The organism is Chitinophaga silvatica, from assembly GCF_003419895.1.
Classification (GTDB): domain Bacteria; phylum Bacteroidota; class Bacteroidia; order Chitinophagales; family Chitinophagaceae; genus Chitinophaga; species Chitinophaga silvatica.
Genome location: NZ_QPMM01000007.1, coordinates 349,042 through 365,980, shown reverse-complemented (window position 1 = coordinate 365,980; position 16,939 = coordinate 349,042). Strand labels below are relative to the sequence as shown.

General features: G+C 42.8%; 1 protein-coding gene. It reads right to left on the bottom strand.

Features of this window, described 5'->3' with window-relative positions; all coding sequences use genetic code 11:
• Positions 1-60 precede the first annotated feature (60 nt).
• Positions 61-16,638: a DUF7927 domain-containing protein gene (locus DVR12_RS14905; protein WP_158563280.1), complete on the bottom strand. Its 16,578-nt coding sequence runs from the start codon at positions 16,636-16,638 to the stop codon at positions 61-63.
• Positions 16,639-16,939: the final 301 nt, after the last annotated feature.

Here is a 16,939-nt window from a genome sequence, read left to right as displayed (position 1 = left end):
TTTCAATACATAACCAGAAATACAAGGAATCTCCATCTGTTGATGGAGATTCCTGATAACCTATCGTAATATCTGTATCCAACCTTTATAGACTTTCGTATCCTGTTGTTTTTTCACTTGCAGGATATAGTAGTAGGTTCCTTCATTTAAACCACTACCATTCCAGTCATTCCTGTAATCTTTAGACTGATACACCATACTTCCCCATCTGTTGTAAATGAAGATGGAAGAACCAGGATATTTTTCCAGACCTCCGATTATGAATTTTTCATTTTTACCATCACCGTTAGGTGTAAACACATTCGGGAAGGAAAGATCACCTCCATTTACACTGATAGTTACTGTAGCAGTATCATTGGTCAGGTTATTCTGTGGCTCATCGGTTGTTATTTTCACCAGGTTCTCTATTTCACCACCATCAATAATCCGGGTGGTCAAAATCAACTGTAATGTTTCACCTGCTTTCAGTTCACCGATATTCCACAATACACCTTTACCTGTAGCCGTTGTTTGGGTAGTACCCCTGTCTGCGGTCATTGTAGCTGGCAGATCAAGTCCGGCTGGCAGCAGATCTTCCACTACTACATTGTTGAATGACTGGTTCCAGTTATTGACAGCCGTAATGCGGTAGGTAATCATTTGGCCCATGCGGTATGGAGACTGTGGTGTTACAATTTCTTTGGTCACCACCAGATCACCGCCACCCGTAGCAATGTTGGTTCCCGGAGTATTTGTATTACAGCCTGGAGCTGCCGGATCACAACCTGCAGTAGGTTTGGTGGAAGTACCATCACTTACAGTGGCTGTATTGGAAATACCTGAAATACCTGTCAGGTTATTATCGGCCTGTACTACGAAGGTTACGCTGGAAACCGCGCCTGCAGCAAGATTGCTGATGGTAAAGTTTACATTATTACCACTTAGTGTACCTCCGCTGACATAGCGTGTATGTGCAGGAACCGGATCAGTAATGGTTACTGATGGTATAACTACCTTACCGGTGTTACGAACGAAAATGGTATATGTCAGTTTTTCTCCGGCATGGATTTGCCCTTTACCATATTCTGTAACAACAGTTTTCCAGGTTTCAAAGCTTGGCGGCGGAACAATACCAGTAGTAACAGAAGCACTATTATTGGTATTATCAGGATCATTAACTGGTGAAGTAATACTTACCGTGTTTGTGATATCCGTACCTGTAAAGTTTGCATCTACTATACCGGTCACCTGCAATTGTACATTACCATTTACCGGAAGTGGTGCAGAAAGCTGGAATGCTCCGGTTGCTGCATTGTAGGTTCCTCCCTGTGCATTGAATGTTACATTGGTCAATTCCGCTGGCAATGATTCTGCAATGTTGATTGTCTCCCCATTATTTAATACTGCCGGGCCATGGTTAGTAACTGTAATTATATAATTGATAGCCTTTCCTGCTGTTACTTCAGGCTGGTCTGCCGTTTTGCTGACAGAAAGGTCGGTACTGCGTGAAACTGTTGTCACAGCAGTTGCATCATTATTGTTAGTCACCGGATCTGTTACCCCTGCAGGAGGAGCAATGCTTACAGTATTAGTAAGACTCGTTCCTGTGAAGTTAGCAGCAATTGTTCCGTTGATTTGTACCTGCGCCATACCTCCGGCTGCAAGTGCACTTGTCAGGGTAAATGTACCAGCAGCTGCGTTATAGGTACCACCTGTAGCAGTGTAAGCCGGGTTGATAAATCCGGTCGGTAGATTTTCGGTAATACCGATCACTTCTCCACTGTTGATAGTACCGATACCATTATTAGTTATTGTAATGGTATAATTCAGTGCATCACCAACAATTGCATTGGTTTTACTTACAGTTTTAGTTACTGCCAGATCAGTTTCACGACTGATTGTTGTAGCTGCACTGCTGGCAGTGTTATCAGCAGGGTTAGTGTCAGTAATACCAACAGGAGGAGCAACTGTCACTTTATTCACCAAATTGGTGTTGGTAGTTGCAGGATCAGCAATACCATGAACGATCAGTGTTACCGATGCATTTTGTGCAAGGTTGCCGGATAAAGTAAAGGTTCCTGCATTTGCATCATAGGTACCACCAGTTGCAGTATAGCTATTGGCTATAAATCCTGCTGGAAGGGTTTCAGTAATACCCAGTACTTCACCACTTTTCAGGGTACTGATACCTTTATTTTGAATTGTAATTGTATAGTTTACAGCTTCCCCAGCTTTCACAGCTGATTTGTCTGCTGTTTTAGTTACAGACAAATCAATATCTCTGCGAATACTGGTAATACCACTGCTGGCAGTGTTATTAGAAAGGTCTGTTTCTGTAATACCTGCAGGCATTGCAACAACTACTTTGTTTACCATGTTGGTATTAACGGTAGACGGATCAACTGTTCCTTTGATTACTAAAGTAACGGCTGCATCTTTCGCCAGGTCACTGCTTAGGGTAAACGTACCTGCTGTGGCATCATAGGTGCCACCAGTTGCTACATAGCTTCCAACCAAAAGATCTGCTGGCAATGTTTCTGTAATACCAATCACCTCCCCATTTCTCAGGCTGCTTAAGCCTTTATTGGTAATAGTAATGGTATAGTTGATTGGATCACCGGCTGCTGCACTGGTTTTATCAACTGTCTTAGTTACTGCCAGATCTGCTGATCTACTGATGGTAGTAGCGGCACTTGTTGCAGTGTTATTAGTTGCATCTGTTTCAGTTATACCGGTTGGCAAAGTCACTGCTACCGTATTCTGCATGCTGGTACTGGTAGTAGTTGCACTTACTGTTCCGTTGATCACCAAAGTAACGGCTGCATCTTTTACCAGGTTGCTGCTCAGCGTGAAGGTTCCAGCTGTAGCATCATAGATACCACCGGTGGCGGTATAACCACTTACTACCAGTTCTGATGGCAATGTTTCGGTAATACCAATTACTTCACCACTCTTCAGCGTTGTCAGACCATTATTTGTTATAGTAACTGTGTAAGTCAGTACTTCACCGGCTATTACGCTGGTTTTATCTACTGTTTTAGTTACTGCAAGATCACTTGCTCTGCTGATTGTAGTCGCAGCACTGGAAGCAGTATTATTGGTGAGATCATTATCTGTTACACCTGTAGGTACTGTTGCCTCCACTTTATTAATCATAGAAGTGCTGGTAGTTGCAGGATCTACAGTTCCGGTGATCACTAAGGTTACAGTGCCGGTTTGGGCCAGATTACTGTTAAGTGTAAACGTTTTGGCACTTGCATCGTAAGTACCACCGGTAGCGGTATAACCACTTACGATTAATTCTGCCGGCAGTGTTTCTGTTATACCAATCACCTCACCACTTCTCAGAGTTGTAGCTCCGTTGTTAGTAATTGTAATGGTATAGCTAATTGCCTCTCCGGCTACCGCTGTTGTTTTATTAACAGCCTTCGTTACCGCCAGATCACTTTCACGACGGATAGTGGTAGATGGGCTGGTAGCTGTGTTGTTAGACAGATCGGTATCTGTTATACCAGCTGGCGTTGCTACCGCCACGTTATTTACCATGGAAGTACTTGTAGTAGCCGCATTCACTGTACCGTTGATCACTAATGATACGGTACCATTTTTAGCCAGATTGCTGCTCAGCGTAAATGTTCCTGCGGTAGCATCATAAGTGCCACCAGTTGCAGTATAGCCACTTACAACCAATTCGGCTGGCAGTGTTTCTGTGATTCCAATCACTTCCCCACTTCTCAGGGTACTGCTACCTTTGTTTTCTATGGTAACTGTATAGCTGATTGCTTCTCCTGCTACCACACTTGATTTACTTACTGTTTTGCTGACAGCCAGATCGCTTTCACGATTTATAGTCGTTGTTGGACTGGTTGCTGTATTATTTGCTGAATTGGCATCAGTTACACCTGTAGGTGCTGTTACTGCTACGCTATTCACCATACTAGTGCTCGTAGTTGCAGGATCAATGGTTCCTTTAATCTCTAAAGTTACAGCTGCATCTTTTGCCAGATCACTGGTTAATGTAAACGTACCTGCTGTTGCATCGTAAGTACCGCCAGTTGCTGCATAGCTTCCAACGATCAACTGAGCAGGCAGAGTTTCTGTAATACCAATTACCTCACCATTTCTCAGGCTACTTAGGCCTTTATTGGTAATAGTAATGGTATAGTTGATCGCATCTCCGGCAACCGCAGTGGTTTTATCAACCGTTTTGGTTACTTCAAGATCTGCTGATCTGCTAATGGTAGTCGCTGCACTTGTTGCAGTATTATTAGTTGCATCTGTTTCAGTTATACCGGTTGGCAAAGTCACTGCCACCGTATTCTGCATACTGGTGCTGGTAGTAGTTGCACTTACTGTTCCGTTGATCACCAAAGTAACGGCTGCGTCTTTTACCAGGTTGCTGCTCAGCGTGAAGGTTCCAGCTGTAGCATCATAGACACCACCGGTGGCGGTATAACCACTTACGACCAGTTCTGATGGCAATGTTTCGGTAATACCAATTACTTCACCACTCTTCAGCGTTGTCAGACCATTATTTGTTATAGTAACTGTGTAAGTCAGTACTTCACCGGCTATTACGCTGGTTTTATCTACTGTTTTAGTTACTGCAAGATCACTTGCTCTGCTGATTGTAGTCGCAGCACTGGAAGCAGTATTATTGGTGAGATCATTATCTGTTACACCTGTAGGTACTGTTGCCTCCACTTTATTAATCATAGAAGTGCTGGTAGTTGCAGGATCTACAGTTCCGGTGATCACTAAGGTTACAGTGCCGGTTTGGGCCAGATTACTGTTAAGTGTAAACGTTTTGGCACTTGCATCGTAAGTACCACCGGTAGCGGTATAACCACTTACGATTAATTCTGCCGGCAGTGTTTCTGTTATACCAATCACCTCACCACTTCTCAGAGTTGTAGCTCCGTTGTTAGTGATTGTAATGGTATAGCTAATTGCCTCTCCGGCTACCGCTGTTGTTTTATTAACAGCCTTCGTTACCTCCAGATCACTTTCACGACGGATGGTGGTAGTTGGACTGGTAGCTGTGTTGTTAGACGGATCGGTATCTGTTATACCAGCTGGTGTCGCTACTGCCACGTTATTTACCATGGAAGTACTTGTAGTAGCCGCATTCACTGTACCATTGATCACTAATGATACGGTACCGTTTTTAGCCAGATTGCTGGTCAGCGTAAATGTTCCTGCGGTAGCATCATAAGTGCCACCAGTTGCAGTATAGCTACTTACAACCAATTCTGCTGGCAGTGTTTCTGTGATTCCAATCACTTCTCCGCTCTTCAGAGTACTGATACCTTTGTTTTCTATGGTAACAGTATAGCTGATTGCCTCACCGGCTACGGCACTTGCTTTGCTTACTGTTTTGCTGACAGACAGATCGATTTTGCGACTGATAGTGGTAGTTGGGCTGGTAGCAGAATTATTGGCTGAATTGGCATCAGTTACACCGGTTGGTGCTGTTACTGCTACACTATTCACCATGCTAGTGCTCGTGGTTGCAGGATCAATGGTTCCTTTAATCTCTAAAGTTACAGCTGCATCTTTCGCAAGATCACTGGTTAATGTAAACGTACCAGCTGTTGCATCGTAAGTACCGCCAGTTGCTGCATAGCTTCCAACTATCAACTGAGCAGGCAATGTTTCTGTGATGCCAATCACTTCGCCATTTCTCAGGCTACTTATTCCTTTATTGGTAATCGTAATGGTATAGTTGATCGCATCTCCGGCAGCCGCACTGGTTTTATCAACCGTTTTGGTTACTTCAAGATCTGCTGATCTGCTGATGGTAGTAGCAGCACTTGTTGCTGTATTATTAGTAGCATCTGTTTCAGTTATACCGGCTGGCATAGCTACTGATACTGTATTCTGCATGCTGGTGCTGGTTGTAGTAGCATTTACGGTTCCATTGATCACCAAAGTAACTGTTGCATCTTTTTCAAAATCACCAGTCAGTGTGAAGGTACCAGCAGTAGCATCATAGTCGCCACCAGTTGCAGTATAACTACTTACTACCAGTTGTGATGGCAACGTTTCTGTAACACCGATCACTTCTCCGGTTTTCAAGGTAGTCAGACCTTTGTTTGTTATGGTAACTGTATAAGTTAGTGCTTCACCGGCTATTGCGCTGGTTTTATCTACGGTTTTAGTTACTGCCAGATCACTTGCTCTGCTGATAGTAGTAGCATCGCTGGAAGCAGTGTTATTGGTCAGATCAATATCTGTTACACCAGTAGGTGCTGTTACCACCACATTATTAATCATGGAAGTGCTGGTGGTTGCCGGATCTACTTTTCCTGTAATTACTAAAGTTACAGTACCGGTTTTGGCCAGATCACTTGTAAGTGTAAACGTTTTGGCACTGGCATCATAAGTACCACCTGTAGGAATATAACTACCTACAACTAATTCTGCCGGTAGTGTTTCTGTTATACCAATCACCTCACCACTTCTAAGAGTGGAGGTTCCGTTGTTAGTAATTGTAATGGTATAGGTAATTGCCTCTCCTGCCACAGCTGTTGTTTTATCTACAGCTTTAATCACCTCCAGGTCACTTTCACGACGAATGGTCGTAGTTGGGCTGGTAGCTGTGTTGTTAGACAGATCGGTATCTGTTACACCAGCTGGTGTTGTTACTGCCACATTGTTTATCATGGAAGTACTTGTAGTAGCTGCATTTACAATACCATTGATCACTAACGATACAGTACCGTTTTTAGCCAGGTTACTGTTAAGTGTAAATGTTTTTGCAGTGGCATCGTAAGTACCACCAGTTTCAGTATAACTACCTACTACTAATTCAGCAGGCAGTGTTTCTGTGATTCCAATTACTTCCCCACTCTTCAGGGTACTGGTTCCTTTGTTCTGGATGGTAACAGTATAGCTAATTGCTTCACCCGCTACCACACTTGTTTTATTCACAGTTTTGCTAACTGCCAGATCACTTTCACGTGATATAGTCGTTGCCTGAGAAGTTGCTGTATTATTAGATACATCTGAATCAGTTACACCGGATGGAGTAGTTACTGATACAGTATTCGTCATGCTGCTACTTGTAGTTGCAGGATCTATATTACCCTTAATTACCAACGTAACTACTCCGTTAGTTGCCAAATCAGCAGCAAGCGTGAAGGTATTAGCTGTTGCATCATAAGTACCTCCGGTTGGAGTATAACTACCTACGATCAGTGCTGCAGGAAGTGTTTCAGTAAGACCAATTATTTCACCGCTCTTCAGGGTACTGATACCTTTATTCTGAACAGTTACAGTGTAGGTAATCTGATCACCTGCAACAGCAGTTGTTTTATCAACAGTCTTGGTTACTGCCAGATCGCTGACGCGACTAATGGTAGTTGTTGAACTAGTTGCAGTATTATTGGAAAGGTCTGTATCCGTGATACCAGAAGGAACAGCCACTACTACCGTATTCGCCATAGTAGTACTGAGGGTTGCAGGATCTACATTTCCTTTAATTAATAATTTGACCACACCATTTGCCGGCAGATCGCTGGTAAGTGTAAACGCACCGGAATTAGCATCATAGGAACCTCCGGTAGGGTCATAACTGCTTACCAACATTTCAGCAGGAAGGGTTTCTGTAATTTTGATCACCTCCCCACTCTTAATGGTACTTACTCCTTTATTTGTAATAGTAACAGTGTAGTTAATCGCTTCACCGGCTTTAGCAGCGGTTTTGTCAACTGTCTTGGCCACTGCCAGGTCAGCTTTTCTTACTACGGTTACAGACGCCGTACTGGTGTTGTTTTCAGGTACCGGATCGGTAACAACCCCTTGAGAAGCCACAGTTACAGAGTTTGAGATATTTGTGCCTGTGAAATCTGCAGCCACAGTACCGCTTACTTCAAGCTGAATAGTATTACCTGAAATAAAATTACCTGTCAGGGTAAATGAATTATTTGTTTTATCATAAGTACCGCCTGTTGGATTGTATGTTACATTTTCCAATGCAGCAGGAAGTATTTCTGTTATTTTGATGATATCACCACTATTAAAGGCTCCTGGCCCATTGTTGATTACTGTGATTGTATAGGTTATCGGATCTCCTGCCGTTACTGTTGTTTTATCAGCCACCTTAATGACTTCCAGATCGGCTTCCAACCTGGTAGATGCTACAGCATCTGCCGTATTATTGGTAGGGTCTGAATCCGTTACACCGGTTGGAGCCCCAACTTCCACATGGTTGGTAATACTTGTGCCATTATAGTTTGCGACTACAGTTCCATCTATTTTCAGTTGAACAGTAGCACCAGCAGCCATATCACTTGTTAGTTTGAAGGTATTGGCAGTGCGATCATAGGTACCACCTGTTGCTGTAAAGATGACTGAGTTCAATCCGACAGGCAAAGTTTCGATGAGAGACAATTCTTCACCACTTTTCAGCGTAGCCGGTCCAATATTAGTTACGGTTACGGTATAGCCCAATGCTTCACCCGCATTAACAACAGTTTTATTGGCCGATTTAGCAACAGCAATATCAGTAATACGTGATACGATTGTTGATATAGCATTGGAGGAAACCGGTGTAGCAATTACTGGCAGTGCAAGCGCTGTAGCCACATTATTGAGAGTGCCTTCAAAAGCAGGATTTACAGTTCCGGTAACCATAATAATGATCTTATTACCCGAACCAGCAGCAATGCTACCAGTAACTAAAACACTACCAGTAGTGCCGCTAGATCCTGAATTGATTGTTGCCGTACCAACTGTGGTAGCTGTCCATTTAGGATTGATAATATCTGCAGGCAATACATCTGTAATATTTAGATTACTTACATCACTCGGACCATCATTATATACATCCAGGACATAACTAATACCAGTACCAGCTATAGCAGTAGCAGAACCGCTTTTCACAATTCTTACACCCGGTTTTTGTATAATACTGGTTATAACATTGCTGGTATTATTATTAGGGTTATAATCATTGATATACCCAGGTGTTAATACACTACTTAAATTAACCATCGAGGAATTAGTAGTATTGGCCTTTACTTTTCCTTTTACAGTAATAGTAATTGTATTGGCGTCACCAACCATAATATCACCAGTGAGATTAAGAGACCCACTGCCACTGGTACTGGAAATGGTAGAAGTACCATTGGCTATGGCGGTCCAGGTCACATTCTGCAAATCGGCAGGCAATATGTCGGAAATACTGCAATCCGGGGCATCCAACGGCCCTGCATTTGTAACCGTAAGCGTATAGGTAATATCCTCCCCGGCTGCAATAGAAGAAGGACCTATTTTTTGAATTTTCAGATCAGTTGATTTATTAACTGTTGTAGTAACCTCACTGAACTTATTATTGCCGCCTGCATCAACCACTACTTTATTTGTAAAGGAGGTATTGGCGGTATTATTTACAGTACCATTTACAATGATAGTAACCTTACTGTTCTGATTTCCAGGGAAAGAGGCAAAAAGATTTACAGGAGAAGTAGTACCAGATATTGCGCCGGTCATTATAGCACCGTTAGCTGGGGAGGCGGCCCAATTGGTTACATTTACTTCTGATGGTATTACGTCATTTATTTGCGCATTAGAAACAGCTCCTGTACCTGTGTTGGTTACCTCTATCACGTAAGTGATAGGGTCGCCGATGTTTACACGCTCCGGGCCTGATTTTGAAACTATCAATTCAGCGACATTACTAATTAAGGTTGTGCGTGTACTAAAGTTATCGCTAAGGTCAGGATCCGTAATACCAGGGGCAACGGCTACACTAGCGGTGTTGTTGACTGTGAGATAAGATCCCACATTTACTGCATCTCCCTTAACATTACCCTTAATCAATACATTCACTACACCAGCAACAGGTATATCTGCAGTAATATTTAATGAATTGCCTGAACCTGTACCATTAGCAGTAACTGATGCGCCACCGGAAGCAGAGGTTGTCCATGTTACATTCTCAATGCTGGCAGGAACTATATCCGTGATAGTTGTACCAATTGAAGTACTTGGACCAGCATTGGTAACTTGCAGTTTGTATTCAATTTCCTGTCCGGCATTTTTATCTGCAGGTCCGGATTTTATAATACTTACTGCGGCAACCTTGTTTATCATTGTGGTTACATCGCTGCTCCAACTTTTTCCTGCTTCAGTAGAATTTACAGTGGCAGAATTGTTTATAGAACTTCCTACGAATGCAGGATTCACTTTACCTGTCACCGTAATTGTAATATAATTATTACTACCTGCAGGAATATTTCCATTTACTGAAATTGCAGCACCAGTACCGCCGGAACCAGCAGTAACCGAAGCGTTACCGTTAGCAGTGGCTGTCCAGCTGCTATTTGAAATTCCAACGGGCAGGTTATCAGTTATACTGATGTTATCTGCATTAGCGGTACCCTGATTGGCAACATGAATGGTATAAAGGATATTTTCACCAGCTGCAATTGATGTGGGGCCACTTTTATTTATAGAGAGTTGAGGTATCTTATTAACTGTAGTTGAAGCAATAACATTCAACAACGCAATATTAGCTTCTGACGGTGTCAGAGATGCAATATTATCTATCGTTCCGGTAGCGGCAGGAGACACTGTACCTTTTATGGTAATAGTTAACCTGTTGCCAGTTCCTGCAGGAATATCTGCATGAACATCAACTGCATTTCCGGTGCCACTCGTAGATCCATTTACTTTTGCATTACCTGTTACAGCGGTGGTCCAGCTTACATTGCTAATGTTTGCCGGCACCTGGTCGAAGACATTTGCATTAAGCGCATCACTCAGACCATTGTTTTCAACGGTGATGACATAAGTAATTTCCGCTCCGCTCACTATGGATGCAGGAGCATTTTTAACTATTGTAAGTGCCGGCTTTCTGCTGATTACTGTATTTCTAGTAGCAGAAACAGGATCACCACCTGCCGCAGTAGCAGTTGCAGTGTTAGTTAACGTACCTGCAAAAGCGGGATCAATTGTACCATTCACTTCAATGGTTACATAATTGAGGGGACCCGGTGGAATAGTTGCCGTTACATCTATATTGCTGCCGCTTGTATTATCAGTACCAAGCGTAGCAGTACCAGCTGCCGCAGGAACAACGCTGCTCACGATAACTTCTGCAGGCACCACATCCTGAATTCGTACACCCGTTGCCGTGGCAGGACCATTATTACCGACAGTAATACGATAAGTAATAGGACTACCGGCAATTGTAGCATTGGTAGCATTTATTTTGGTGATGATCAGGTCTGTTTTCTTTTGCACTGTTGTACTGATGCTACTCACATTATCTGTAGGATCAGTATCGGTGATACCTACCGGAGAGGCTACATTAGCAGTATTATCCAATGTAGCACCAGTATAATCAGGACTCAATAATCCTTTTACCACAATAGTAATAGTACCGCTATTACCACCAGGAATATTAGCCGTTGCGCTCACATTTCCAGTACCAGACACCGGAGTTACCGAAGCATTAGTACCGGTAGCTGTGGCGGTCCAGCTGGTGGTACTGAGGCCCGCTGGCAGGTTATCTGTGATAGTAGCACCTGTAACATCACTTTTACCGGCATTTGTAACAGTAATGGTATACTGCACTTCCCTACCTGCTAATGCCGGATCAGGAGTTGCTGATTTTGTGATATGAAGATTTACCTGAGGTGCCCAGGTATCGGTATCGGTTGCAGAATTATTAGCTGGATTGGTATCTGCATAGGTTGCTGCCGGAGCAGTAACCGTAGCAGTATTTACCAAGTTTCCGGTATAGGAAGAAGGAACTTTTATGGTTACTTCATAAGTAATAGAGGCACCTCCAGGAATATCGGCCTGTTGCGAAAGAGCGCCGGTGCCGGAATTTGCGGGAACAATGGCACCACCTGTAACAGCTGTTACACTCCAGCTCATATTAGCAGCACTAATACCCACAGGTAACTGATCCAGGATAGTGGCGCCAGTAACGGCATTAGCAGACAGGTTGTTTACTGTAACAGTATATACTACATCTGCACCTGGTGCATAGGTAGTCTGGCCATCAGTTTTTGTAATGGCGAGATCTGTATAAATAACATCACTGGTAACTTCACCACCCAAAATGCCTAACTGTTGGATGCCAGAGAAGTCGACATACTCAACCCCATCTATTTGCCCGGAGGCCGCTGGAGTAAGTATAGTTTTATTTTTCAACCCTGTGGCATCTAAATCGGTTGAAATGATGCTATTAATAGCTCCGTTATATTGGAACCAATTGTAAGTCTGTGGACGAGTAACAGCTCTTGTACCTGAGAGGTAATTTTCTGCAGCAGTTTTTTCTGCAGGGTTCTGGAAGATACGCACCGTTACACCTCCGTTGGTAGTTAGAGCAGCACCTGTGTAAGTAATCTGTACAAATCTGTTTACCAGTTGAGTACCATAATCTGTACCTACATTCTTTCCAATATTGGCTGGGGTTTGATTTGCATCGATAACCGCAGACAATTTAGACAGATCAATTGTATTTCCGTTGAGTTTTATTGCAGCGATATACTTAGTGATATCATCCGGATGTCTGAAATATACCCAGTCACCATCGATACAAATATTGGCGGCGGTTTTCACCTGTCCTGCCGGAACGAGACTTGCAGTACGTGAAGGGTAACGCGTAGCGAGTGTAAATACTACCCCATTAGCCAGCGCATCTACATTATCGAAGCCTACTACTCCGTTAGCAAAATCAGTTGCTGGTATTTGAGTGATAGTACCGGTACCGAAGTTACCATCACCATCCTGATCTATCAGTAAAATAAAGTCGCTTAGCGAGGTGCCGGAGGCTGAAATTCCGGTCAGGTCGAATTGCAGGCGTAAAGGTTGCGTAGCTGCGTTAAAGTTAGTTAGCTGTGCTTTCCATTGCTGCGTAAGTCTTTCAGTGATACATGAATTAGCAGGTATGTTGGTTCCCTGTACTGTTTTTGCAGTACTGTTGGCACCCATCATTAAATAGCTTTTATCACTACTGAAGTTATTTGTATTCGTAGCGTTTGTAGTAGCGAGAGTACCCAGACCAACAGTGAGGATAGCAGCATCATTAACACTTCTTGATTGTTTCTGGTTAAGCTTTTCTATATCATCACGGCCAATACCGAAAATATTATTTTTATAAGTGCTATTTGTAGTAGCATCCCAAACTTTGGTAGTTCCATCAGCCGCCAGGTAGTCCTGAGCTGTAGCCTGATTGAGGGTTACACCATACTTAATAGCGAGATAAGATTCAATTTGTTGTGCTTGTACAGGAGTTAACGCTGATTTATAAACGATTACTTCAGCTATCAGACCATTAAAAATACGGCCTTTGTAGGTATCAACAGTACGACCAGCCACTTCAAAGAAGCTACCATCACTACCGGTTGCACAACCAGTACCAGTAGCTTCCAGCTTACCATTTAACCAGGTAGATCCACCCAGTCCAGTAGTAGAAGAAACATAAACCCCTCTACCTACTGTTGGCACTACATCTATAGGCGAAGTAGTTGAGGCAGGCGTACAACCATTTCCATCCAATGAAAATGCCTTTGCAGTTCCGTTGACAACCACTCCTCTACCTGCTCCTGCCGGAGCGCCACTTAAATTACTGGTAGTAAATACACCAGCAAGGCCCATTCCTGTTTGTGGTACACCTTTAGGAAATGCCACAAAGAACATTGCCAGTGGTTCACTATTACTCCAGGTAACAGCGGCATTACCTTTCAGTGATTTGTTAGTAGCACCTGAGAATTGAGCAACAGGGTTGAAGTTGATGCCATTTTGCGTTTGTATAATATCAGCGGAAGGAGCAATTGGGTTATTACTGTTAGTAATGGAAGCTCTGAGTTCTGTAGCAGTATTGCCGCTACCACTTTGGTCGAACCATTGCTGTACCTGATTGGAGCCATTCACTTGCAGACCAATGTCTCCTCTTACCCAAAGCGCATTCCCAGCTACCCCGCCAGGCAAAGAAGCCATGGCAGCGTATGTAAAGAACTGACCATCGGTTAATGTGGTGGTGGTTACATAACAGTCAACACCATTGATATTAGCTTCCGTTAAAGGAATAAATTCGGAAGAGCCATCAATGATCGCACTGGAACTCTTAGCCAGGAATACCTTAGTAAATACGTTAGGTAGCGAATCTTTAGGAATGGCAATCTGCACAGTTCCTACATTGCCGGTATTCTGTACCTTCCATAATCTGGCCATTCTATGCGATACATCTGGCCTGCCTGTCACAGCCATAGAAAACGTATTAGCAGCGCCATTATCTCCCCAAACCAGATACGACATATCAGATGTAAAAGAATTGGAATTTGCCTTATTGGAAGCTGCAATATTACCTAACCCGACGATAGGATGTAAGCCTGGATTAATACTTCGGGATTGCTTTTGCATCAAATCTTCCAGATCATCCCTACCAATACCGGTGATATTTTTATTATAGACTGTATTAACCGTTGCAGTCCATACTTTAGTTGTGCCATCAGTAGCTATATAATCCCGGCCAGTAGACTGATCAATCGTATATCCATACTTGATAGCCAGATAGGTATTTATACGTGCCTGGTCTGCAGGTGTAAGATTAGTACCATACACCATCACATCTCCAATCGGGCCATTCCACGCCTGGTTTGCTCCCCAGGGCGCATTACCAATCATGGCGCCACCAGTAGCTGTATTGTAGGTCTTCGTTCCATTATTAAGCAACAGACTCTTACTAAAAATAGAAGCACTATTCCCAGCCCAAACAGCAGTAAGATCATTAAACTTACCATTCTGCCAAAATGGATTGGTGGTTGTTCCCAGGTAATCATTATATCCCACAAAAGCTCCTATATTGGAAGTAGATACGCATCCAAGGCCCATTCCTGTATTTGTAGTGCTGCCACCGTAAGCAAGAATATATTTATTAGTATTCCCTCCTGTATTCACATATCCTGTACCGATAAAAGTCTTTGGCGTTACTCCTAGTGGCAGGCGGTTAATATTCAAATTCAGGTAATCATCCACCCCATCAAACTTCACCAGTGGGTTATAGTTTACGTTATCAGTTGGGTTATCTACATATAATGGTTGTAGGGAAGCGGTTGCCTGTGTTGCATTATTCTGATTATAGGCATAATCCAACCAGGAACTAACAGGCGAATTATTTACAGTACTGGAAGTTCCTATATCTGGTCTTAACCACAATAAGGCGCCAGGTATACCACCAGGATATTTAGCGAATGTTGCAAAAGCAAAATAAGCTCCGTTAGGAATGAGACTTGAATTAAGGGTAACAGTTTTATCCGGGTTTAATAAAATCTCCTGATTAATAGTAGCGAAGGTAGGATTAGTGCTAATGAGGAGGTATACATTATTTCCAGGAAGATCTGCTTTCAGGGTAATTGGCTGATCAACCCAATTGGTTTTATTCACCTTCCATACACGCTTTGTACGATAGGTAGCTTTCGTGCTGGTTACGGAAGCAGAATACGTACTCTCCAGCCCATTATCTGCTATTACAAAGAATGATGCATCATTTGGAAAGTTGCCGGTATTCTGAGCATTTGAAGCAGCGATTACATTACCCAGTGAAAGTGTTATTTCACCTGCATCTGCATTCAAAGATTGCTTCGTGCTTAACGCCTGCAAATCATCTCTGCCGATACCTGTTATGCGATTCTTATAAGTTGCATCTGCCGGCCAGCACACAGAGCCATTGGATGCCAGGTAGTTTTGAGTTCCCTGATAAACAGTAATACCATATTTTATTCCCAGATAGGAATATACTTTTTGCAGTTCAGTAGCATTTAAAGCTCGGTCATACAGAATAATTTCACCTGTTTTTCCATTCCAGTAAGCCGCACTACCACCGATAGAACCACGGCCTACAAAAGCATCCTGGGTACCATCCGTATTCCAGGTAGATCCTGTACTAATAGCAGTTTGTGTTCCATCTAAATCCAAAATTACATCAAGGCCTGTGGTATAACGCCCACCTAAGATGCGGGGCACACCCTGAATAATTTTACCTGCCGGAGATATAGCATTGAATGTTCCACCATTATAAGCACCAAATCCTGCAACACCATTACCTACAATCTGCCCAATAAAAGTACCCAGTCCATTACTCACAGTAGAACCATAACTAAACATCATCCCATGTCCTCCGGACAGAGTTTGTGAATTGGACGTTCCAACGGCAATCAATGTACGTGGCTTATTTGCAAAAGGAAATTTACCAGCAATAGTGGAATTAGGAATCGTCATTAAACTTTTGTCACTGAATGTATAAGCATAGTTAAAGTTAATTCCATCATCAACTAAAGTAGGTTTATTGGCTGCTACTGTTTGAGTTGCTTCCAAACCATTTCCTGTAAAGTCTTTCCAGGAGGCATTATTACTGCTAGCATCATCTGCACGCAACCACAATACACTTCCTGTTACCCCACCAGGCGAAGTGCCCGGCACAGCAAACATTTTTGACTTATTGTTTTCTACTATAGGTTCTTCTTTTATCTTACTCCAGACTTTCTTAATCTCTGGTAGCAATCCTCCAACCGCAATCTGCCGAACGAGCAGCACTGTCATTAGGAGCGAAATACCGAAAACAGTACGGAGCAAGCCTTTTCCAGGCTTCCGGCGTTTAGGGTTAACTGATTTCTTCTTTGAATTGAATAATAATTGCATAATCATTCTCGGATGTGACTCTTGCTTAAAACCTTACCGTTCCTGGCTATAGTTTTTCAGTCAGGTTGCAGAAGGCGTTACTATCGTATGTTTTAGAGATTAACAACAGACAAATTGCCTGCTTCGTATGAGGTCAGGAATAACATGAAAAGAAACAATATTCGCAAACGATCTTTGTAAAAATTTGCCATAAGTCAGGAGTTTTCATAGTTATTAATAAGAAGATATTATCATAGAAATATGTAGCATAGGTAGTGTATCAATAGATACATAGGCATTCATATTACATGGATAGCATCGG